We start from the raw sequence: 22,014 nt of genomic DNA on the forward strand, positions 1-22,014 counted from the left end.
TTTAGAGTCACAGATTTGGCGGCATATTTATGGCAATCGACTAAAATAAGACTGGGTTGGCCGCTAAGCGGCCGCAACATTTAATCTTGATGAGGGTATCAATATGGCAAATCCCGTTGGTTGGTTTGAAATTTATGTCGATGATATGGCGCGAGCTAAAGCTTTTTATCAGCAAGTATTGGCCACTGAATTAACCGCTCTTGAGTTTCCGGGGATGGAGATGCATACCTTTCCTATGGATATGCTGACCTATGGTGCTTCTGGAGCGTTAGTCAAAATGCCTGGCATTGCCGCCGGTGGTAACAGTGTACTGGTGTATTTTAGTTGTGATGATTGCCAAGTTGAACAAGAGCGAGTGACTGCTGCAGGTGGCAGTATTGTGAAGCCTAAGTTTTCCATCGGTGAGCATGGCTTTATTGCCCTAGGTTATGACACCGAGGGCAATATGTTTGGCATGCACTCTAACCGTTAAGCCAGCAATTATTGCAGTGTGTTTTGGTTATTGAGCATCTCTAATAGAATCAGGCGCCAAGCGCATTTGGCGCATATCTTCACCGGTCGGCACTTGGAAGGCACGTAAGCCAAATTCAGGCAAAATGGCATACAAGTGATCAAAGATATCGGATTGAATACCTTCGTAAACATCCCAGCGCGTGTCATTAGTAAAGGCATACACTTGAATGGGCAATCCATCGGGCCCAGGTTGCAGTTGGCGCACTAACAAGGTCATGTTTTTATGGATGCAGTTGTGGTGCTTAAGGTATTCCAATAAGTAAATGCGCAGGGTACCAATATTGGTTAAGTGGCGACCATTAATCAGCTCATCATTGTCGATAAGACCTGTGTTGTAGTCGCTTAGCTCATGGCGCATTTTAGCTATGTAGTCTTTGAGTAGATTTACTTTGGTGAGGCGGGTTAGTTCGCTCTCACTTAAAAAGTGAATCGAGCTGACATCAATATTGACCGAGCGGCAAATGCGTCGCCCCCCAGATTCTGACATGCCGCGCCAGTTCTTAAAGGCGTCTTGCACTAAGCCGTAGGCGGGGATCATAGTTAACGTGTTGTCGAAGTTTTTCACTTTCACTGTGGTCAGGGATATTTCTTCTATGGTGCCATTGGCGCCATATTTATCCATTTGAATCCAATCGCCTAGGCTCACCATGCGGTTAGCCGCTAACTGAATACCTGCCACAAATCCCAAAATAGTGTCGCGAAACACTAACATCACCAAACCCGTGGCCACACCTAAACCACTTAAGAAGTAGATGGGGGATTGGTTGGCTAGAATCGAGATGGCGACTATGACGCCCACAAAGAATAAGAACAGTTTTATTAACTGCACAAAACTTTTAATCGGCAAGCGGCGACTGACAAGATTGACGTCGGCAATCTCGTTAGTGGCATCTAAGGCTGAAAATGCCGCGCGAATAAATAGCATCACAATCAAGATGCTTAAGGTGCGATCTATTAGCACAGACAAAATAGAGTGTGCGGTTAACACTATCGGCACTAACAGATTCATCACTAAGGCGGGCACCAGCAGTGCGAGCTTTTCCAGCACTCGAAAGCGCATAAAGCTGTCGTCCCACGAGGCTCTTGAATGTTTAATCACTATATTGAGGGCGCGGATCACTCCGCGTCTAACGATGAGATAGGCAACAGTGGCTAAGACAATGCACGCCAGTAGCAATACAAAAGTCGGCAGGCCATCTGTCGGCTGGCTATTGATCCCCACTTGGCTGAGCCAGTGAGCAATTTCGCCACGTAATTCGTTATTCAAGTCTTACTCTCCAGCAGCACTATTGGCTCTACTTTAGCATAATTAGTCTAAGAGTTTGTAGGTTGAACATTAATCAATGCAATTGTAAATTAAGCGTTTTTAGCTAAAAGTTGACGTGTTGGTCAAAGACCTTTTGCGTGCTAGCACTTAACTGGTTAGCATAGATGCGAGTAGGTTTGTACTTAACTCACCGGATTGGCGCGGTAGTGATTTCTATCTGTCTTATAGTCGCATAATAATAACTCAAGGATTCACGGGTGCGTTCTTTTTATCGACCGCCGCTTGCGGTACTAGTGCTACTGACAATTGTCAGTTTCTTTTTGATCTTAGTAGTGACAGCCTACGTCTATGAAAGGGATCAAATTCATCGACAATTAATTCAAGAGCATAGTCAGCGTTTAGATAAGTCGTTGGCGCGATTGCAGTATGTAGCAGCAGAAACTGAGCTGCATGGTGGCTCGCATCGTCTTAAAACCGAAGTGTCCTTGGCATCGACGGATTTACAGGTGTTAGTCTTACTTCTGCTTGATAAGCAGCATGTCATTAAACACGCTAACTATTTGGTATGGCGCGGCAGTGTTGCCGATAGCTTTATTGATGGTTATCAAGCCAAGTTACATCAAGAGGCCATTGAGCAGCAAAGCTCGATTTTACAAGTCAATCCGCTGCGCAAAAGCATACAGGCCTATTACCCGATTTTTCACAGCAAGAAAAACCCTAAGATAGATCTCATTTATTTAGAATTTGATTTAACCCCTGTGATGCTTACCGCCGATAGTGAATTACGTGAGCGCTACTTGTGGTTTTGGGGGCTCGCGGCAACTCTGGGGATGGGATTCATGGGGTTATTATACCTGTGGGTCATTCGGCCACTGAATCAGTTATCAGCGCAACTAAAGGGCTATATTGCTGCGGGTTCCTCTGCCTGCCAAAAGCCTGTGTCTATGCGCCCCATTGCGTGGAGCTGTAGTGAGGTGGCGCAGTTGCAATCGGCCATGCATGAAAACCTTGAGCAAAAACAGAAGCTGCAGCAAAAGTTACAAGACTACGAGTATCGCTGGTTCTATGCAGTTGAAAGCTCAGGCAACGGCATTTGGGATTGGAATATCATCACAGGCGCCGTGTATTTCTCTAACCGCTGGAAAGAGATGTTAGGTTTTCAGCAGCATGAGATTAACGATGATTTTCAGGAATGGGAAAGTCGCGTTCATCCCGATGATAAAGAGGCTGTGATGTTGAAATTGCAGGCCTATATCTCTGGCACGCACACTGAATTTGAAAGTATTCATCGTCTCAAACATAAGCTTGGGCATTATATCTGGGTAATGGATAGAGGCATGCTGGTGGAGTGGGACTGTGAAGGTCGCCCCGAGCGCATCATAGGCACTCATACAGATATGACAGAGCTAATGGCGGCTAAAGAGCAGCCGCAGTAACTATGTGCGTTATGTCAGTATCAGCACAGGCTAATGGCGATGCAATATTGCCATTAGCCATTCTCGGCTTAGCTTCAACTGGCTTGGCTAAACCAGTGTAATGCCGCGCTTAAGCCTTGCTCTCGACGTACATCGGTTTCAATAAAGATTTCATGGCGAGCGCCATCAATCCGCAATAACTGACACCGGCCGTTAACCGCCGCCGTTTGGGCGTGATTATCAACAATACTATCGTCCCCCGCTTGCAAAATCAGTAACGGAATGTCTGACTGACTCGCAGCATCCTTGGCCTTATTGGCAGCGCTAAGAGCTTGCAATAACCAATGATTGCTTGGCGCGCCTAGTTGCAGTTGTGGCAACTGCTGATATAACTGCCGATACCTAAGATAACGCACTTGGCTATGAGTGAGCTCATTGCTTTTAAAGGCAATATCTTGGTAGCCCTTACCTGTTAACACATAATGCGGCTGGCCGCCTTTAGGTACTTTATTAAACCAAGTGGCCAGTGGCTTGATGATGCATTCAGGCGCAGGCAAGCGAATACCGTACATAGGCGCGCTAAACGCCGCAGCACTAAAATTATGGCCGTATTGCTGCAAATACAAGGTGCCAATGGCGCCGCCCATGGAGTGACCGAGCATAAATAGCTGAGTATGGCGGTCGGTTAAGACCTTGTTTTGCACAAATTGATGTAAATCTTGGACATAGTCATCAAACTCATCCACATGACCTAAGTGTGGGTTCGCTGTTAATCGCGCCGATAAACCTTGGCCGCGATGATCCATGGCGTAAATGCTAAAGCCTTGGCGGTAGCAATCAAAAATCAGTTCTTGATACTTTAAATAGCTTTCCACTCGGCCACTGCAAAACACAATCGCCGGCGCAATTTTGGGTTGGCGCACGGCGCAGTAGTTGAGCCTAATGCCATCAACACTGGTTATTTCACCTTGTTCAACTTGCTGCCAAAACTCTGCTAACTGCTCCTGATAATGAGCATCTTGCAGTTGAGCTTCTGTGGTGAAAGAACTGGGGGTTAACATGGGATATCCTAGCGTCAATAACTATCCAGAATGCCAGTGTATCAAAAAGTGGCGATGTTGGCAGGCTGTTGAATATCAGCACTATTAAGCTTGGTTCACTTAGCGCTGGGTGTTTAACTCGCCAGCAGATGCTACACCTAACAGAATAAAAGGTTCTTAAAGCGAAAATACCTTGTTAAATAATCTGATGGTGTAATAAAATTCAAAACGGCCGTATGATAATCAGAACAATGGCAAGTGCGACTTGCTAGAGCCTTATTGGAGTAACTAAATGATAAATACCAGCATTCCCTTAGTCGACTTACATCGCCATTTAGATGGTAATGTTCGAGTCGGAACTATTTGGTCGTTAGCCGATCAACACGGTATTGCATTGCCTGCGGACTCGCTTGAAACCTTGGCTCCCTATGTGCAAATTCAAGGCAAAGAAGCCAGCTTAGTGGCTTTTTTAACAAAACTAGATTGGATGGTAGCGGTATTAGCCGACTTAGATGCCGTTAAGCGCGTCGCCTATGAAAACGTGCTTGATGCTGCCATTTCAGGGCTGGATTACACTGAATTACGCTTTAGCCCTTATTACATGGCGATGAACCATAAGTTGCCGCTAGAAGGCGTGGTTGAAGCTGTGATTGAGGGCGTTGCCCACGGCATGCGCGATAGCGATGTAAAAGTGAATCTTATCGGTATTATGTCGCGCTCATTTGGCGTGGATGCTTGCCGCGCTGAACTGAATGCAATTTTATCGCAACGAGCCAAAATCGTGGCGATAGATTTAGCGGGTGATGAGTTGTCATATCCTGGCGACTTGTTTGTGGAGCATTTCCGCCGTGCCCGCGATGCAGGTTTAGCTGTCACAGTGCATGCCGGTGAAGCTGATGGCGCCAGTAGCATTTGGCAGGCTATTCGCTCTTTAGGCGCGACTCGTATTGGTCATGGGGTTAATGCAGTAAAAGATCCGCAGTTAATGGAGTATTTGGCCAAACATAGAATTGGGATTGAATCTTGCCCAACCAGCAACTTACATACTTCAACGGTTGCGAGTTACCAAGCTCAGCCTTTAAAGGCTTTTTATGATGCCGGCGTGTTAGTCAGCATTAATACTGATGATCCAGGTGTGAGCAATATTGATATTGGCCATGAATATCGCGTGGCCGAGCAAGAAATGGGATTATCCGCTGATGTGTTAGCGCAAATTCAGCGTAATGGCGTCGAGATGGCGTTTTTATCTGATAGTGAGCGCCGCGCCATGTATTTTGCTAAAGAAGCCAATTTACCTTAAGCCTTTTGGCTGCAAATAGTAAAAAGCCACTGCATGCAGTAATGCCGATCAGTTAAGACAGATCGCTTGACGATCTCACTGAAAGGATCAAAATCCGATGACCCCATGTCATCGGATTTTTTTATGCAACTTTCAGAAGCTTTGGCGCGTACTCATATCAATCGCCATACCGAATTCACCTGTCTGGCCGATGTGCTTGAGCCAGATTTAATTCAGTCGTGCCTTGATTCACATGGTGTTGCCAGTTTACGGCGACGTAAGTTACCTATGGATGCCATGATTTGGGCGGTGATTGGTATGGCTCTGTTCAGAGGCGAGTCCGTCCGCTCTCTCATCAATAAGCTTGATATCGTCTTACCTCAAGAGGTTGAAGCTTGATGGGAAACGGGATAGAGCCTATCCACGTACGTTAAAAATGAGTAAAAACAAGTATCCCATTAAGCCTAAGAAAAATGCCGCTCACACTAAGTGAGCGGCATTACTGTATGCAGTGGCTTTTTTGTGGATATAGTTCGCGCTAGTCAGTGTGCTTAGCTAGTGATTAGATAACTCGCGAGAACTGCTGCTGGCGCGCTTTGTCGCGGTAATACACGTCAAAGCAAATGCAGATGTTACGAATTAATAAGCGACCGGTTGAGTCGATAGTGATTTTGCGGTCACTAATGTCGACTAACTTATCATCAATAAAGGTCTGCAATAGCTTTAAGTCTTCGCTGAAGTACTGTTCAAATTGAATACCCAGTTTTTGCTCCATATCAGCCATATCGAGCTCAAAGTGACAGATTAATTGCTTGATCACAGCGCGGCGAATTTCATCGTCACGATTAAGGCTGCAACCTTTCCACAATGCATGTCCTTGAGCTTCCACGGCTTCGTAATATGGACGAATATCTTTTTGGTTCTGGGCGTAACAATCACCAATCATGCTGATAGATGACACACCTAAGCCCAGTAAGTCACACTCTTCTTGAGTGGTATAACCTTGGAAATTGCGGTGTAAACGGCCTTCGCGCTGTAACTTAGCTAATTCATCATCTGGCTTAGCGAAGTGATCCATACCTATGTACTGATAACCAGCCTCAGTTAAGGTAGTGATGGTTTGATGCAGCATATCGAGTTTTTGCTGCGGGCCAGGCATATGCTCTTCTTTAATTTTACGCTGCGCGGCAAAGCGGGCAGGTAAGTGCGCATAGTTAAATACCGATAAACGGTCTGGCGATAATTCAATAATGCGGGCGATAGTCGCTGCAAACGTCTCAGGCGTTTGATGCGGCAAGCCGTAAATTAAATCTACGTTAGTGGACACAAAGCCCATAGCTTTGGCTTTGGCCATTAAATCGAAAATAAAGCCTTCATCTTGCTCGCGGTTAACCGCTACTTGTACTTCTTTATTAAAGTCTTGAACACCAATAGAAATACGGTTAAATCCGGCTTCTTTTAAGGTGTCTAGCATTGAGAGTTCAATCTCACGAGGATCGACTTCGATAGAGTATTCACCTTGCTCTTCAAAATGGAAGTGCTGCTTAAGTAATTGGCTTAAGCGCAAGATTTGCTCTGGATTTAAGAAGGTCGGAGTACCGCCGCCCCAATGCATTTGCGTAACCGTATAATTTTCAAATAACGGCGCGCGATTGATAATTTCTTTCGCTAAGAATTCAATGTACTGATCGGCTTTGTGCTGATGGCGGGTAATGATTTTATTGCAGCCGCAGTAATAGCACAGCTTGGCACAGAAAGGGATGTGGATATACAGGGATAATTTATTACTTTTGCTTGTTTTTATCGCCTGCAATAGGTCTTGCTCAGAGAAAGCGTCGTTAAACTCTAATGCCGTTGGATAAGAGGTATAACGAGGACCGCTATAATTGTATTTCTCAATCATAGACTGATCCCAGCTGATCTGTGTGGGCTGCTTCAAGGCGTGACCTCCGGTAATTTAGCAATAGGCGAAGTATGCAGCCTCTACGTCAAAAATACCTTGATCTAGGTTTAAAAATTTAACGTAAAGGTTTCAGAATTAGCGACTATCCAACAAAATGGTGAGCTTGTCTTTGGTTTGATAGAGGTTTTGTGCTCTGACTCACTGGATATGTTGATTTTTATCAATAAAAAAGCCGCATTACTGCGGCTTGTTAATCAATTGCTTAATGAGATTTTGGCAGTGGATGTAGGGCAATCTGCTGAATTTCTTGCATTATGCCTTCAGCTAACTCAGCCTCACTTTTTATCCGCTGCAAATCAAACCGCATCCGTTGCTGTTTATCTAACGCTTTTCTGTCATCCCTGATGGGATGAGAAGCGATGCGTTGAAAATGGCGGAATAGGTGAGGGTATTGCGGCATCACCTGCTCGCTGAGCGATAAGATGCCAAACAACTTACCTATGCGGATCACGCCTTCAGACAATTCACACCTATCTTCAATCACAGCTTGGGCGATATAACTGATATCCCCTAGTATTTGCTCTCGCTTAGCCTTGGCGGCGCTAGCGATTGCCAAAGCTTGCTGAGTGGCGTGCTGTTGCTGTTGGCGTAAGCGCCATAACAAGATAGCCGCATACGCGGCTAAAGGCACTATGATGGTGAATGCGGCAATGATCCAGATGCTATCCAACTAAGCCTCCTTGCAATTGATGCGATTTAGTCTTTATGACGAAACTGATCAAGTAACGACTCACCAGACTCAAACTGAGCTAGCAATTCATCATCATTAAGGGCTTTCTTCGGCGCTGGTGCTGCAAGTTCTTCATCATCAGTGATGCCTAATTTGATCATTAAGGCTTCAATCTTATTGAGTTGCTTATCCAGCCACTCTTGATCGGCCGCATTCAGATCGCGACCTTCTTCCAATGCATCCAGCAATTGGTTTAAGCGCGGATCTTCTTCAAGTTGCAACAGCTTTTGGTCATCGCTTAACTTTGGCTTAGGTGAAGCTTTCACGGCAGCAACATTGACTTTTTCAACGGCCGTTGGCAGAACTAAAGCCACAGGCTTTTTGCTGCCATGACGTGGATCTTTCTTGGTAGTTGAACCGTTTGCCACTTGCTCTAATAAAGTCTCATTGTGACGACTTCCGGTTTTATTACCGGTAACGCGTTTCTTTTTAGCGAGTTCACGCTCGGTTTTTTTCTGTCTTGGTGCCTTGGTTGGGGCGCAACCCAGACCACTGCGGGTTTTCTTGGAACGACTCATACTTTTCTCGACTACTGGTTTTGCCCAGCCTGTTTCAAATGCCAGGCCGAGATCAAAGGGCGGGATTTATACCAGATTCTGATGTTTTTTGCATCAGAATGAAATCATCTGCTGCAAATAATAACGTAAATCCACTATTTTCGGCTAAATAACTAAAGGTCTTGGCGTGGAAAAAGGCCACATGCGCGAGATTATTTTTGTAATGCCATTTTCCAAAGTCGGCATTATCACTCAACATGCGGGTACTTATCGCCAGCCAACCACCGGTTTTTAACAGGCGGCATAATAATGCCCACTCACGTTGTGGGTTTCTAAAGTGCTCAAATACTCGATAACAACAGATAAAATCATAACTGTGGCGCAAGACTTGGTGATTAGGAGCAATGAAGGGATCGTACTGCTCCAGTAAATGGCCTTGCTCAGTAATTATCTGCTGGCTGGCAGCATCGAGAATGCGACCGTAATTTAAACCATGCAATTGACTGGCGGTTAACTGATGGAGTTGATCGAGCAGAGGCAGCACAAAATTAGCTAATTGTTGTTGTTTTTTGGCTGGGCTTGGTTGGCTAAATCGTTGTTTCAATGCTTGTGGGGGAAGTTGGCTGCGGCCATCTGCAAATATCAAGCAACAGCGCGGACAACTATAGAAGCTGCGTTTCTTGTCTTGATAAAATATTGAGCATGATGAATTTTGGCAAAGTGGGCAGCTAAGCATTTACTATCAGTAAGTTATGTCACTATTGCAGGATTATACCAGTAAAGAGGTATCGGTATTGATAACTAATAAAATAAAAATGGCGGCAGTTGCCTGCCGCCATATAAAAATGTCAAAGACATATCAATTTGATTATCCAGTATCCATACTAGCTATGTGACTATCCCAGTCAAAATCCATCTGTTATTGTTTGCTTTCCATGCAATTATTTATAGTTTTTGGTCTTCCAGACACTTAATCTTGTAGCGCTTCAATGTTTCAATTGAAGATTCCCGTAGATGGTCTCAGCCATTTACTTATAGGTTGTCATCTATGACACTCAATCCAACCATCCCTGTTTAGTAACTTCTAGCGACATCTCGATTCAGCGAGGAAGAAAACAACGGTTTTCTAGCAAATTCAAATCCTTTAAATTTGCGCCCCTGCTTGAGTATTTGAATCCAATCTGGATTACCAAGAACACTCCGAAAAACTGACATCATTTGAAGATTTCGACCTAGATTACAAAGGGTAATCATCACTTATTATTATTTTATGTGAGTGGTCTTGAGTTTATTCTTATTATTAACTTTTATTTATTCTTATATCTTAAATGTATGTAATCGATATCAGTGCATGATTATAAGTATTAACATTCGCACTGCTGGGTTTGTATCGTTACGGGGCTCATTAAACCCAAATATGTGAGTATTGTCAAGCAATAGCGCTGCACGCTTTACGTTAACGTAAGCTTTAAGTAAATGAAAAGGGAGCAAGCGCTCCCTTTTTGTAGTCATTTCAATCATTAAGCTTTGTTCATTTAATTGTAGATATATAAGTCGATAATGCGTCGATATCTTGAGGAGATAATTTTTTTGCGATATCACGCATCATGCCATTCATATCATTATTTCTACTGCCATCATGAAACTTAGTTAGCTGAATTTTGATATAATTAGCATGTTGTCCGGCTAAGCTTGGGAAACCGGCTAATGCCATACCATTACCGTCTGGGCCATGACAAGCGATACAGGCAGTTATGCCCCGTGACATATCGCCACCTTTATACAAGGTTTCACCTAATGCCGGTGTTTCGATGGCTGGATTGGCAGTGATGGTCTGACTAGAGAAATAGGCAGATAAATCCTTTATATCTTCATCAGACAGGGCGGCAGCCATGCTACTCATGATAGGATCCATGCGGCCATTGGTACCGCCAGTTTGAGAAGCAGTACGGAATTCTTGTAATTGCTTTTGCAAATAGGTGGCATGTTGTTGGGCAATTTTAGGATACATGTTGATCATGCTGTTGCCGTCAACACCATGGCAGGCAGCACAGGTAATAGATTTGGCTTTGCCCGCCTCAACATTACCTTCAGCAATCGCAGAGGAAGATATAGTGGCGACTACAGACAGCGCTAGAGCTAACTTTTTCATGGCGTTCCAACTTCTTGTTAGTTTAATGTCCTGGTTCGAGAGACAGTCGTGTTAAAATGAGCTAACTGTGATCGAGCCTATATTTTACACGAAATTGTGGAAAAGTAAGCAATTCTTCAACTTTTATGACAAAAGTGATGCATCTACTGGAGTATTACGTGACAGATAATCAAATTGATTTTCGTAAAGCTAAGTTTCTTATCAGCGCTCCTGATATTGCCCACTTAGATAAACATTTACCGGGCGATACCGGTATCGAAATTGCCTTTGCTGGCCGCTCTAACGCCGGTAAGTCGAGCGCGTTAAATGCGCTGACTGAGCAAAAAAGCTTAGCAAGAACCAGTAAGACCCCAGGTCGCACTCAATTAATTAACGTGTTTGAGTTAGATGGCTATCGCCGTTTAGTGGATTTGCCGGGTTATGGTTTTGCCCAAGTGCCGTTAGCGCTGAAGAAAAAGTGGCAACATGCCTTGGGTGAGTACCTGCAGAAACGCGAATGTCTTAGCGGTGTCGTGGTGTTGATGGATATTCGCCACCCACTTAAAGATCTTGATATTCAAATGATTGAATGGGCTGTGGAAAGTGAAATCCCAGTATTAACTTTGCTGACTAAATCAGACAAGTTAGCCCAAAGTGCGCGTATGAAGACAGTCAATGAAGTGCGTGCCGCCTTAGCTGAGTTCGGTGATTGGGTTAATGTTGAACCATTCTCATCACTTAAAGGCACTGGTAAGCAAAAGGTATTATCGATTCTGAATGGTTGGTGCCATCCAGAAGGATGGGAAGAGTTTGAGCCAGAAGAGCAACAACTCTAATCGTTAGCTCTTAAATTAAAGTCTGCCGCGGCAGGCTTTTTTGCCAAAAAAAAGCCGATGACAATAGGGTCAGCGGCATAAAGTTAGCTCTTTTGGGGAGAAGCTAAAATTCAACAAGACTCAAGTTCTGGTGTTTCACAAATGATTCATTTGTTATCAACAGCGCTTAATGACCACAGCATAACTTGAAATTTAGCGGAATTAAAGTATTTACTCTAATTTTTTCAGGGCAAAAAAAAGCCTCAGCAATACAAAGATTGCTGAGGCGCCAGAATTTGGCTGTTCACTAAAAGTGAAATAAAGGTCTGAAAGATAGAACATCTTAACCTCTGTACCCTACGCCGAGAATAATACTGGATTAATCATATTTTGAAAAACTGTTTTTTGCTCAATGACACAATAATGTGATGCCGATCGCGTCTCTCGCTGTTTTTATCAGCAGTTTTTGATCTAAAAATTACATAAAAAAAGAAGATGTCACCGAATGATGACATCTTCTTTTCATGAGCTCTTGGGTGAATTTTAATCAATCCCGTCGCAAGAGCTTGGGATACCTCAAACTGGGTAGCCCTTTTGGAGGGAGCGTTTACCTCACACTTGGTAATTTATTTTCGTAACTTAGTTGCTACGGCAGGCATCGCAAGTGAAGGCTTGAGTGAGCTTAGTGGGCTTCATCCCAGTTATTACCAATACCGGCTTCTGCCAGTAACGGCACATCAAGATTGGCCGCCGTTGCCATCAATTGGCAAATCTTGTCTTTTAGGGTTTCAGCCTGCGCCGCATCAACTTCAAAGACTAATTCATCGTGAACTTGCATTAGCATGGATATTTCTCCATGGGTATGCTCGTTAATCCATTGATCGACCGTGATCATGGCACGCTTGATGATATCGGCCGCAGTGCCTTGCATCGGCGCGTTAATTGCGGCGCGTTCTGCGCCTTGTCGGCGCATGGCGTTACGAGCGTTAATTTCGGGTAAATATAAGCGTCGCCCAAGCAAGGTTGAAACGTAGCCTTGCTCTGCCGCTATGGCGCGGGTTTCTTCCATATAGCGCAGCACCCCAGGATAGCGGGCAAAATAAGTATCAATATAGGTTTGCGCTTCTGCGCGGGGAATATCTAACTGCTTAGCTAACCCAAAGGCTGACATACCGTAAATCAAGCCAAAGTTAACTGCTTTCGCGCGGCGTCTTTGCTCTGTGGTGACAGTTTCAAACGCGACATCAAATACTTCGGCAGCGGTTGCGCGGTGAATATCTTTTCCTTGCGCAAACGCGCTGAGTAAACCGGCATCTTGCGATAAGTGCGCCATGATTCTGAGCTCGATTTGCGAGTAATCGGCAGCCAGAATTTTTTTACCTTCAGGGGCGATAAATGCCTGGCGAATGCGGCGACCTTCAGCGGTACGAATAGGGATATTTTGTAAGTTAGGCTCGCTTGACGATAAACGGCCAGTGGCAGCATTGGCTTGATGATAGCTAGTATGCACGCGGCCCGTTTTAGCATTCACCATCATCGGCAGCTTATCGGTATAAGTGCTCTTTAACTTAGATAGACTGCGATGTTTTAACAAGATTTTCGGTAGCGGATAATCCAAAGACAGCTCGACTAATACTTCCTCGGCAGTGGATGGCGCGCCCTTAGGAGTTTTCTTGATGACGGGATAACCCAGCTTTTCAAAGAAGATAGTCTGCAGCTGTTTAGTTGAGCTTAAATTAAACACTTCGCCTGCCAGTTCATGGGCATCTTGCTCTAACTTATCAATTTTACGGGTTAGCTCTTCACTTTGCTGCGCCAATAATAAGCTGTCAATTAATACGCCGCGACGCTCCATGGCTGACAACACAGGAACTAATGGCATTTCTAAGTCGAGCAATACCCTATCTAGACTGGTTTCTTTCGCCAGTCTTGGCCACAAATGCTGATGCAAGCGCAAGGTGATATCAGCGTCTTCTGCAGCGTAAGTGGCGGCTTGCTCTAATGGAATTTGATTGAAAGTGAGCTGCTTAGCGCCTTTACCGGCAACTTCTTCAAAACTTATGTTGTTATGACCTAAATACTTGAGGGCCAAGCTATCCATGTCGTGGCGAGTCGCCACTGAGTTAAAGACATAAGACTCGAGCATAGTGTCAAATTTAACGCCTTGCAGCGTAATGCCAGCATTAGCGAGCACGCTCATGTCGTATTTTAAATTTTGCCCGACTTTATGAATGGCTGGGTCTTCCAATAGCGGCTTAAGCTGGGCTAATACTTGCTGCTTATCTAACTGAGTCGGCGCGCCTTCATAATCATGGCCTAATGGCAGATAAGCAGCTTCGCCCGCGGTAATCGCAAAGGATAATCCCACCAACTGAGCTTGCATATAATCAAGGCTAGTGGTTTCTGTATCTATGGCGACAAGCTCTGCTTGCTTGATTTTTTCAATCCAAGTATCAAGCTGCGCTTGGGTTAATAAGGTTTCATATTGAGTAGTGATGATAGGTGCGACTTCAGCTTCTTCAGCAGCTGTTGCTAGCGCCACAGCGCTGGCACTAGTTGATGTAGGCGGGCGCGTATCGAGCACTTCAGCCAACCAGCGCTTAAATTCCATGTCAGTAAAATACTGAGCTAAGGCTTGCTTGTCTTCATCTTGGCGCTCAAGTTGCTGCCAAGTTTGCTCCATAGGAACATCTATTTTAATGGTGGCAAGCTCATAAGACAGTTGCAGCATAGCGGCGTTGTCTTTGATTTTGGCGGGCATAGTTTTAGCGCCGCGAAAACCAAGGGTTGCCACAGCATCTGGGTCGCGCAGCAGGTTAGCGACACTGCCGGCACCAGTAATAAGGGCTACTGCCGTTTTTTCACCGACGCCAGGTAAGCCTGGAATGTTATCAGCCTTATCACCCATTAATGCCAGCAAATCTATGATCCTATCGGGACCCACGCCAAATTTTTCAGTGACTTCGAGCGGTCCCATCACAGTATCTGTCATGGTGTTAATGAGGATGACGTTGTCGCTGACTAACTGCGCCATGTCTTTATCGCCAGTACTAATAAGCGTGGCACGACCTTCGGCACAAGCTTGCGAGGCTAAGGTGCCAATCACATCGTCCGCTTCAACACCTGTGATAGAAATCAGCGGTAAGCCCATGGCTTTAATAATTTTATGTAACGGCTCTATTTGGCTGCGCAAATCATCAGGCATAGGCGGGCGCTGCGCCTTGTATTCGCTATACATGTCGTTACGAAAGGTTTTGCCTTTGGCATCAAACACTACCGCTATGTGCGAAGGCGAATATTGGCGCAATAAGCTTCTAAGCATATTAACGACACCATAGACGGCGCCAGTAGCTTCCCCTTTGGAGTTAGTAAGATGCGGCGGAGCATAATAGGCGCGATAAAGATAAGAAGAACCGTCGATTAAGACCAGGGGATTGTCGCTGATGGTAGCCATGTTGATATCGTGTGTCATTGCAAATGAAGTAAGCATGCCACATTGACAACCAATAGGCGAGTTAGCAAATCTTCGCGGTGCATAAGTTAATTTTGAGGTAAATCTTAGGCTTGAAAAACGAACAGCTGAGTATGAAATTCAGACAGTGCTAAAAAAGGTGATTAGCTGTGGATAACTCTGTGAATCAAAATGATCTATATGGGAATAACCGATCGGATCGGAAAAGGGCGGTTTTGTAAGTCATTGAAAATAATGTGGTAAATAAAATTCTGTGAGATCAGATCAAATTTATTTAAAACATCTTGAATTGTGGATTTTTTTGTTAGACAGAAAAAATATCTGCGCTAAAAGTCATCAATTTAAGCCAGTTAGAAACAGGATTTATAACTTAGCATGTTTTTTAAACTGAGCAATCGATTTGTGATGGAGTTGTTAAAATACTTGGTTATATTGATGCCGACCTTATGCTAAATAGGGCTAAGGTCGACAAGCTGTGTGCTAGGTAATGGTTATATGTTGCGACTAACGCGAATTGGCTAGCGGGAATGAGACTGGCGGCGGCTATCAAATAAGCCTTGAGCAATACCAACCAGCAATCCGCCGACATGGGCGCCGTTAGCAATGGATAAGCCAAAGGCATCGGTGAAGCCTAATACTAGCCAAATCATCATAAAGCCCATAAACGAATTTTGCAGAGCAATGCCAGCTTCGGGTTTACGAATTCCCATTACATAGGTGTAGCCAGCTAACGCATAGACCACGCCTGACAGGCCGCCAAAATTGGGGCCTTGTAGTAGATATTGCAGCACATTGGGCAGGGTGCCGGCTACCAGTAAAATCAGTAGCAGTTTGCCACTACCTAATTGCTGCTCGATTTTGCCGCCTAGGTACCACCACCATAATAAGTTGAATATGATGTGCATGGCGGAAAAATGAATGAGGCTAGGAGTAAATACTCGCCAGAACTCATCAAGTCCTGCGCTTGGGGTGACGCCAAAAAAGCCTAAGTGGGTAAATAAGGTATCGGCAAAGCCGAGATTCCAAGCGCCAAAAATAACAATACAGATAGCGAGAATGCTAAGGGTTAGCGGTCCGCTGGTGCTTATGACTTCGGCCAGTAACTGCTTAATGGGCTTACCATAATTCAAATTGCTATGGGTGCTGCCGTACTGCCAGGAGGCTTGCAAGTATTTGTCATCATTGGGATGAGCAATAAAGTTTTGGTACTCAGCTTCCGCCTTGGCAAAATCGCTGGCATCCACCAACAACTGCACTTGCATGCCTTCATCACGCATCTGGCAAACTACACCTTGGCTTTTAAGGTAATCAATCAGCGCTTGGGCAGCCCGGGCGTTAGGTAAGTGACCAAAAATCATCATAAGTTCGCTGCCTGCCAAGCGCTAAAGCCGCCATCGAGACTATAGACTTGATCAAAGCCTTGCTCGCTTAGGTAGTTAGCGGCATTTTGGCTGCTCATGCCGTGATAACAAACAACGACTAGCGGCGCGTCCAAATCGGCTTGCTGAATATAATCCACCAGATTGTCATTGGTAAGGTTAACGGCCGCTGGGATATGCGCTTGCTCAAAGCTTGCTGAGTCACGAATATCAACAATCTGTAACTGTGGATCTTGTTGCTGCATCGCGCGCAGCATGCCGAGATCCATATGGGTAAAAGACATATACACTCCGAAAAAAATGGCGGGCAGACCCGCCATCATAATTATGACCAGTCGAGGATCACTTTTCCTGATTGGCCAGAACACATGGCATCAAAGCCTTGTTGGAAATCATCAATGGCAAAATGGTGGGTGAGAATAGGGCTAATATCGAGACCTGATTGAATTAAGCTTGCCATCTTGTACCAGGTTTCAAACATCTCACGGCCATAAATGCCTTTAATCACTAGGCCTTTAAAGATGACCTTGCTCCAATCAATGGCCATATTGCCACTAGGAATACCTAGCATCGCAATCTTACCGCCGTGATTGATGGTATCAAGCATGGCGTGGAAGGCTGATGGTACGCCAGACATCTCTAAGCCGACATCAAAGCCTTCGGTCATGCCAAGTTCGGCCATGACAGTTTTTAAGTCTTCATTAGCGACATTGACTGCGCGAGTGGCTCCCATTTTACGGGCTAACTCAAGGCGGTATTCGTTCACATCGGTAATGACCACATGACGGGCGCCAACGTGGCGACATACGGCCGCGGCCATAATTCCAATGGGGCCAGCGCCTGTGATCAATACATCTTCGCCAACCAGATCAAAAGATAAGGCGGTATGCACAGCGTTACCTAGGGGATCGAAAATTGCGGCCATATCATCGCTGATATCATCAGGAATTTTGAAGGCGTTAAAGGCTGGGATCACTAAGTATTCGGCAAAAGATCCTTGGCGATTGACGCCAACGCCAGTGGTGTTGCGGCATAAGTGGGTGCGACCAGCACGGCAATTGCGGCAGTAACCACAAGTAATATGGCCTTCACCTGAGACGCGATCGCCAATGTTAAAGCCGCGAACCTCTTGGCCCATGCCTACCACTTCACCGACATATTCATGGCCGACGATCATAGGGACAGGAATGGTTTTTTGTGACCATTCATCCCACTTATAGATGTGCACGTCGGTACCACAAATGGCGGTTTTGCGAATTTTGATCAAGAGATCGTTGTGTCCCACTTCAGGCATGGGAGCTTCAACCTGCCAGATACCTTCTTTAGGATGTAACTTGCTGAGAGCTTTCATAATAATCCTTATATGATGCCTAATTCTTTACCTATACGAGTAAATGCTTCAATCGCTTGATCGAGTTGTGCTTGGGTGTGAGCCGCCGACATTTGGGTGCGAATTCGTGCTTGGCCTTTAGGCACTACCGGATAGGAGAAGCCCACCACATAGATATTTTCTTGCAGTAATCGATTCGAGAACTCAGAAGCAAGTTTAGCATCGCCTATCATCACAGGAATAATGGCGTGATCGGCGCCGCCTAAGCTAAAGCCCGCCGCTGACATATGCTCGCGGAAATAACGGCTGTTATCCCATACCGATTGACGCAAGGCTTGGCCTGATTTCAGCATGTCGAGCACTTGAATCGAGGCATGTACTATGGCCGGCGCTAATGAGTTAGAGAACAAATACGGACGCGAGCGCTGGCGTAACCAATCAATGACTTCTTTCTTGCCTGCAGTAAAGCCGCCAGAAGCGCCGCCCATGGCCTTACCTAAAGTCCCGGTAATTATGTCGACTCGGCTCATGACTTGGCAGTGTTCATGGGTGCCGCGGCCATTTTCGCCGATAAAGCCGACCGCATGGGAATCATCCACCATGACCAAGGCGCCATATTTATCGGCCAGATCGCACACACCTTGCAAGTTGGCAATAACGCCATCCATAGAAAACACGCCATCGGTGGCGATTAAGATGTGACGCGCGCCTGCGGCTTGGGCCGCTTGCAATTGTTGTTCTAAATCTGCCATGTCGTTATTGGCATAACGAAAGCGTTTAGCTTTACATAAACGCACACCATCAATAATAGAGGCATGGTTTAGAGCGTCGGAAATAATCGCATCTTCAGCTCCCAATAAGGTTTCAAATAAACCGGCGTTGGCATCAAAGCATGACGAATAGAGGATGGTGTCTTCCATGCCTAAAAATTCACTGAGCTCGGTTTCTAACTGCTTATGAATATCTTGGGTACCGCAGATAAAGCGCACTGAAGCCATACCAAAACCGTGGGAATCTAAACCCTGTTTGGCAGCGCTAATCAACTTAGGGTGATTGGCTAGACCAAGGTAGTTATTGGCACAGAAATTAATGACTTGCTTGCTATTCACTTGAATGGCGGTTTGCTGAGGCGAGGCAATGATGCGCTCGCTCTTATAGAGGCCTTCAGCCTTTACATCTTGGATTTGCTGTTGAATTTGCTCGAAAAAAGAAGGTGCTGCCACGAAAATCTCCTTGGGTACTTATTTTGATAGTTGGAGTTGTTGGCATTTTAACCTTAATTACCGCGCCGCTGCAGTGATTTTTGTGCCACTTAAGGTAGCAAGTTCACGCCCATAGGGTTTGCTAGTGTGACGCATGTCAATAAATCAGTCGCTAGGGCCATTAAGGCTTGAGGGTTAACTCACGATAATGCCGCTCCATCCGCTCAAAGGTTTCTAATGAGGCGGGCATGGCGTAGCCTTTAAAAATCATTAATACCCGTAGCAGGCCCTCATACAAAGTCGATTTACTGATTTGATGGGTGCTTGATTGCGTGAGTTGATAGCCAATCCATGAGCTCACTATCATCTTTACTGTGTCAGCTAATTCAATCACTTTGCCAGTTTCTATATTCAGAAAACCATCTTGGCATAATTGGCTTAATACTTGGCTTGAACGCTGCAATACTGATTGCTGCGCTTTAAGATAGCGGCGTTTGAGGGCTTCATCGCGGCTCAGAATGTCGGCTAAGTTGGCGTAGATAAAGCGAAATTGCCACATGGTATAAAACATGGCATCAAAGTATTTTAGTAATAGTTCAATATTGACGGGCTGATCGACATAGGGCTGAAACCCTTGCTCTAAATGATCTTCGTACAGGCTGAAGATAGAGCGAATGATGTCTTCCTTGTTGCGAAAGTGGTAATACAAGTTGCCAGGGCTAATGCTTAAGTGGGCGGCAATATGATTGGTGCTAGTGGCGCGCTCGCCGTGTTCATTGAACAACTCAAGACTGGCTAGAATAATTTTATCGCGCGTTTTCATGAGTTCCCCTAAGGATTAACTGCTTAACCTAATTACCTTTTGCGACCTTGAGATGCTCGGCGCAGCTTTATGTTAACATTGGCATTAAGGCCCAAGCAAAATCGATTTTAAGCATAAATTCATATGAACCGAACGCTGTATTCCATTCTCGTCACCTTGCTGACGCCATTATTGGTCGTGTATTTATTACTGCGGTCACGCAAAGACCCTAGCTACAGGCTGCGCTGGGGCGAGCGTTTTGGTGTAACGCGCCTGTTGCCATCTCAAGTATTAATTCATTCAGTGTCGATGGGCGAAACCTTAGCGGCTGTGCCCTTGATTCGGCAATTATTAAGCGCTTATCCGGGCTATCGATTGACGTTAACGACCTCAAGCCCAGCGGGGTCGGCGCAAGTGCTAAAAGCGTTCGCGGCGGAAATTCAGCAAGGGCGAGTGCAGCATGTGTATTTGCCTTTTGATATTCCGCTAGCTATTCATAGGTTTATAAAACAGTTGGCGCCTAAGCTCGTGATCATTATGGAAACTGAGTTGTGGCCTAATTTAATCCATTACAGTCACCAAGCGGGCGCCAAAGTGGTGCTTGCCAATGGGCGACTTTCTGAAAAATCAGCGCAAAAATACCATAAACAAATAACGCTAGTGGCACCTATGCTCAAGCAATTAGCCGCCATAGCGGTGCAAACCCCCGCAGAAGCCGAGCGTTTTATCGAACTTGGGGTAAAGGATGAGCGCATTAGCGTTTGTGGCAGTTTAAAATTTGATTTGAACATAGATGCCAAGCGTCAAGCGGCTTCGGCGGAATTGCGTCGCCATTGGCAAAAAGATAAGGCGCCGGTATGGGTGGCAGGGAGTGTTCATCCCGGTGAATTTGCCGCCATGATAGAAGCGCATCAGTTAGTGCTAGCTCAGTATCCTGCAGCCTTGATGATTTTAGTGCCGCGCCATCCAGAGCAATTTGCACTAGCGGCTCAAACCTTGGCGGCCGCGGGTTTTAAGGTAGCGCGGCGTAGCCAGCAAACGGACATCACAGCGCACACGCAAGTGCTGCTGGGCGATACCATGGGAGAATTACTGGATTTATATGGCTGCGGCGATCAAGCCTTTGTTGGTGGCAGTTTAATTGTCCATGGTGGCCATAATCCGCTGGAGCCAGCAGCCCTTGGGCTGGCCGTGTATATGGGGCCTAACTATCGTGACTTTTTAGAGATAGGCCAACTGCTACAAGATGCCCATAATTTAACGGTAGTTAGTTCGGGGGAGGCTTTAGGGCAGGCGTTATTAGCCAAAATAGCCAATCCAGCCCTAAGACAACAAGCAGGGGATGCTGGCCTTAGTGTGTTAGCGCAAAATCGCGGCGCTTTAGATAAGCAGCTTGCGCTTATCAAGCAGCTTAGTGCTTAAGCTGCTAATAGCATTAATCATTTAGCCTTGAGCGCGGGTAAGGTTATAGCCTTTAAGCAGTTGCATCCACGCACTATCACTAAAGTTAAGCTTAGGCTGCTTGGTTTTCTCTTTAGTGAAAGAGCGCAATAAACGGGCTAAGTTGGCTTGCTGCCATTGATGATTCGCAGGCTTAATTGCGCCGCGATCAAAATCAATTAAATGAAAGCCTTGCGGGTTAAGCATAATGTTTTTTGCGTTTAAATCAGCGTGGTAGACACCGCGCTGGTGAAACTTGGCTATGCAAGCCCCAAGCGCTTGCCACTGCGTATCATCAAGGCTTTGACGCTCAAGAATATCCACCAAATCGCGCGCTTCAGGAATTTTTTCAATCAAAATGTCGGCTTGATAAAACAGCCCGTGATGAATAACCCGCGCGGCTATGGGTTTTGGCACCGGATAGCCTTCAATCCACAGGGTATTTAATAAGGTGAGTTCCGCCGCCGCGCGTGTGCGCTGCAAACCCAGATAACAATATTTATCTTTGGATAGACGAGCAATCGCGCCGCCGCGCCAATAGTGGCGTAACACCCACTGCTCAGACTCATGCTGCACAAACCAAGTGGTATAGCGTCCACAAGAGGTGCCGAACACCGCATTTTGCTGCTGCCAGAAATCAGGCTCAAACCAGTTAGGGCTCAATTGCTGTGGTGCAAATTGAGTCGAAAGTAAGCTTGTTTGATCAAGCTTTTGGATATTGAGCTTAAATGACATATTT

The 22,014-nt window shown here is 45.5% G+C and carries 19 protein-coding genes and 1 pseudogene; 6 read left to right on the forward strand and 14 right to left on the reverse strand.

Annotation, left to right across the window (positions count from 1 at the left end; all coding sequences use genetic code 11):
* Nucleotides 1–103: 103 nt before the first annotated feature.
* Nucleotides 104–472: a VOC family protein gene (locus FJQ87_RS02020; protein WP_140930263.1), complete on the forward strand. Its 369-nt coding sequence runs from the start codon at nucleotides 104–106 to the stop codon at nucleotides 470–472.
* A 27-nt stretch (nucleotides 473–499) separates the two neighbouring features.
* Here FJQ87_RS02020 and FJQ87_RS02025 read toward each other — a convergent pair whose 3' ends face one another.
* Complete coding sequence (locus FJQ87_RS02025; RefSeq protein ID WP_140930264.1) at nucleotides 500–1,780, reverse strand: mechanosensitive ion channel domain-containing protein; 1,281 nt, start codon at nucleotides 1,778–1,780, stop codon at nucleotides 500–502.
* A 257-nt stretch (nucleotides 1,781–2,037) separates the two neighbouring features.
* On the opposite strand from FJQ87_RS02025, the gene FJQ87_RS02030 reads away from it, so the two are divergent.
* Nucleotides 2,038–3,216 (forward strand): PAS domain-containing protein, encoded by a 1,179-nt coding sequence (locus FJQ87_RS02030; RefSeq protein WP_140930265.1) that lies wholly within the window; start codon nucleotides 2,038–2,040, stop codon nucleotides 3,214–3,216.
* Between the two features lie 74 nt (nucleotides 3,217–3,290).
* On the opposite strand, the gene FJQ87_RS02035 is transcribed toward FJQ87_RS02030, so the two are convergent.
* A complete protein-coding gene (locus FJQ87_RS02035; RefSeq protein ID WP_140930266.1) occupies nucleotides 3,291–4,256 on the reverse strand; it encodes an alpha/beta fold hydrolase in 966 nt (321 codons plus the stop codon).
* A gap of 271 nt (nucleotides 4,257–4,527) precedes the next feature.
* Between FJQ87_RS02035 and add the strand changes: the two genes are divergently transcribed.
* Both add and FJQ87_RS02045 read left to right on the forward strand, forming a co-directional pair.
* Nucleotides 4,528–5,535 (forward strand): adenosine deaminase, encoded by a 1,008-nt coding sequence (add, locus tag FJQ87_RS02040; RefSeq protein WP_140930267.1) that lies wholly within the window; start codon nucleotides 4,528–4,530, stop codon nucleotides 5,533–5,535.
* Between the two features lie 105 nt (nucleotides 5,536–5,640).
* Nucleotides 5,641–5,907, forward strand: a pseudogene (locus FJQ87_RS02045) (transposase domain-containing protein); the annotation flags it as partial.
* 169 nt (nucleotides 5,908–6,076) lie between these two features.
* Here FJQ87_RS02045 and hemN read toward each other — a convergent pair.
* From hemN to FJQ87_RS02070, 5 genes are all read right to left on the reverse strand, one after another.
* Complete coding sequence (gene hemN, locus FJQ87_RS02050; protein ID WP_140930268.1) at nucleotides 6,077–7,453, reverse strand: oxygen-independent coproporphyrinogen III oxidase; 1,377 nt, start codon at nucleotides 7,451–7,453, stop codon at nucleotides 6,077–6,079.
* Nucleotides 7,454–7,679: 226 nt separating this feature from the next.
* A complete protein-coding gene (locus tag FJQ87_RS02055) occupies nucleotides 7,680–8,147 on the reverse strand; it encodes a DUF2489 domain-containing protein (protein ID WP_140930269.1) in 468 nt (155 codons plus the stop codon).
* A 26-nt stretch (nucleotides 8,148–8,173) separates the two neighbouring features.
* Complete coding sequence (gene yihI, locus FJQ87_RS02060; protein ID WP_140930270.1) at nucleotides 8,174–8,725, reverse strand: Der GTPase-activating protein YihI; 552 nt, start codon at nucleotides 8,723–8,725, stop codon at nucleotides 8,174–8,176.
* A 52-nt stretch (nucleotides 8,726–8,777) separates the two neighbouring features.
* A complete protein-coding gene (locus tag FJQ87_RS02065) occupies nucleotides 8,778–9,440 on the reverse strand; it encodes a methyltransferase domain-containing protein (protein ID WP_140930271.1) in 663 nt (220 codons plus the stop codon).
* A 795-nt stretch (nucleotides 9,441–10,235) separates the two neighbouring features.
* Nucleotides 10,236–10,856: a c-type cytochrome gene (locus FJQ87_RS02070; protein ID WP_140930272.1), complete on the reverse strand. Its 621-nt coding sequence runs from the start codon at nucleotides 10,854–10,856 to the stop codon at nucleotides 10,236–10,238.
* A 158-nt stretch (nucleotides 10,857–11,014) separates the two neighbouring features.
* Here FJQ87_RS02070 and yihA point away from each other — a divergent pair, with 158 nt between their 5' ends.
* The gene (gene yihA, locus FJQ87_RS02075; protein WP_140930273.1) at nucleotides 11,015–11,671 is read left to right on the forward strand and encodes a ribosome biogenesis GTP-binding protein YihA/YsxC; all 657 of its coding nucleotides are present in this window, start codon (nucleotides 11,015–11,017) and stop codon (nucleotides 11,669–11,671) included.
* Between the two features lie 661 nt (nucleotides 11,672–12,332).
* On the opposite strand, the gene polA is transcribed toward yihA, so the two are convergent.
* The 6 genes from polA to FJQ87_RS02105 form a co-directional block, all read right to left on the reverse strand.
* Nucleotides 12,333–15,104 (reverse strand): DNA polymerase I, encoded by a 2,772-nt coding sequence (gene polA, locus FJQ87_RS02080; protein WP_140930274.1) that lies wholly within the window; start codon nucleotides 15,102–15,104, stop codon nucleotides 12,333–12,335.
* A 536-nt stretch (nucleotides 15,105–15,640) separates the two neighbouring features.
* Nucleotides 15,641–16,483, reverse strand: coding sequence for a rhomboid family intramembrane serine protease GlpG (glpG, locus tag FJQ87_RS02085; RefSeq protein WP_140930275.1), 843 nt, complete (start codon nucleotides 16,481–16,483; stop codon nucleotides 15,641–15,643).
* Nucleotides 16,480–16,785, reverse strand: coding sequence for a thiosulfate sulfurtransferase GlpE (gene glpE, locus FJQ87_RS02090; protein WP_140930276.1), 306 nt, complete (start codon nucleotides 16,783–16,785; stop codon nucleotides 16,480–16,482). Before glpE ends, glpG begins: the two co-directional genes overlap by 4 nt.
* 41 nt (nucleotides 16,786–16,826) lie before the next feature.
* Nucleotides 16,827–17,852: an L-threonine 3-dehydrogenase gene (gene tdh, locus FJQ87_RS02095; protein WP_140930277.1), complete on the reverse strand. Its 1,026-nt coding sequence runs from the start codon at nucleotides 17,850–17,852 to the stop codon at nucleotides 16,827–16,829.
* Nucleotides 17,853–17,860: 8 nt separating this feature from the next.
* On the reverse strand, nucleotides 17,861–19,054 hold the full coding sequence (locus FJQ87_RS02100; RefSeq protein ID WP_140930278.1) for a glycine C-acetyltransferase: 1,194 nt from the start codon (nucleotides 19,052–19,054) through the stop codon (nucleotides 17,861–17,863).
* Nucleotides 19,055–19,214: 160 nt separating this feature from the next.
* Nucleotides 19,215–19,856, reverse strand: a complete 642-nt coding sequence (locus FJQ87_RS02105) for a TetR/AcrR family transcriptional regulator (RefSeq protein ID WP_140930279.1) — start codon at nucleotides 19,854–19,856, stop codon at nucleotides 19,215–19,217.
* A gap of 123 nt (nucleotides 19,857–19,979) precedes the next feature.
* Between FJQ87_RS02105 and waaA the strand changes: the two genes are divergently transcribed.
* Entirely contained in the window at nucleotides 19,980–21,257 is a 1,278-nt protein-coding gene (gene waaA, locus FJQ87_RS02110) for a lipid IV(A) 3-deoxy-D-manno-octulosonic acid transferase (protein WP_140930280.1), read from the forward strand.
* 21 nt (nucleotides 21,258–21,278) lie between these two features.
* Here the strand turns inward: waaA and FJQ87_RS02115 are convergent, their stop codons facing one another.
* Nucleotides 21,279–22,010, reverse strand: a complete 732-nt coding sequence (locus FJQ87_RS02115) for a 3-deoxy-D-manno-octulosonic acid kinase (protein ID WP_140930281.1) — start codon at nucleotides 22,008–22,010, stop codon at nucleotides 21,279–21,281.
* Nucleotides 22,011–22,014 lie beyond the last annotated feature (4 nt).

The organism is Shewanella sp. SNU WT4 (assembly GCF_006494715.1).
GTDB lineage: Bacteria > Pseudomonadota > Gammaproteobacteria > Enterobacterales > Shewanellaceae > Shewanella.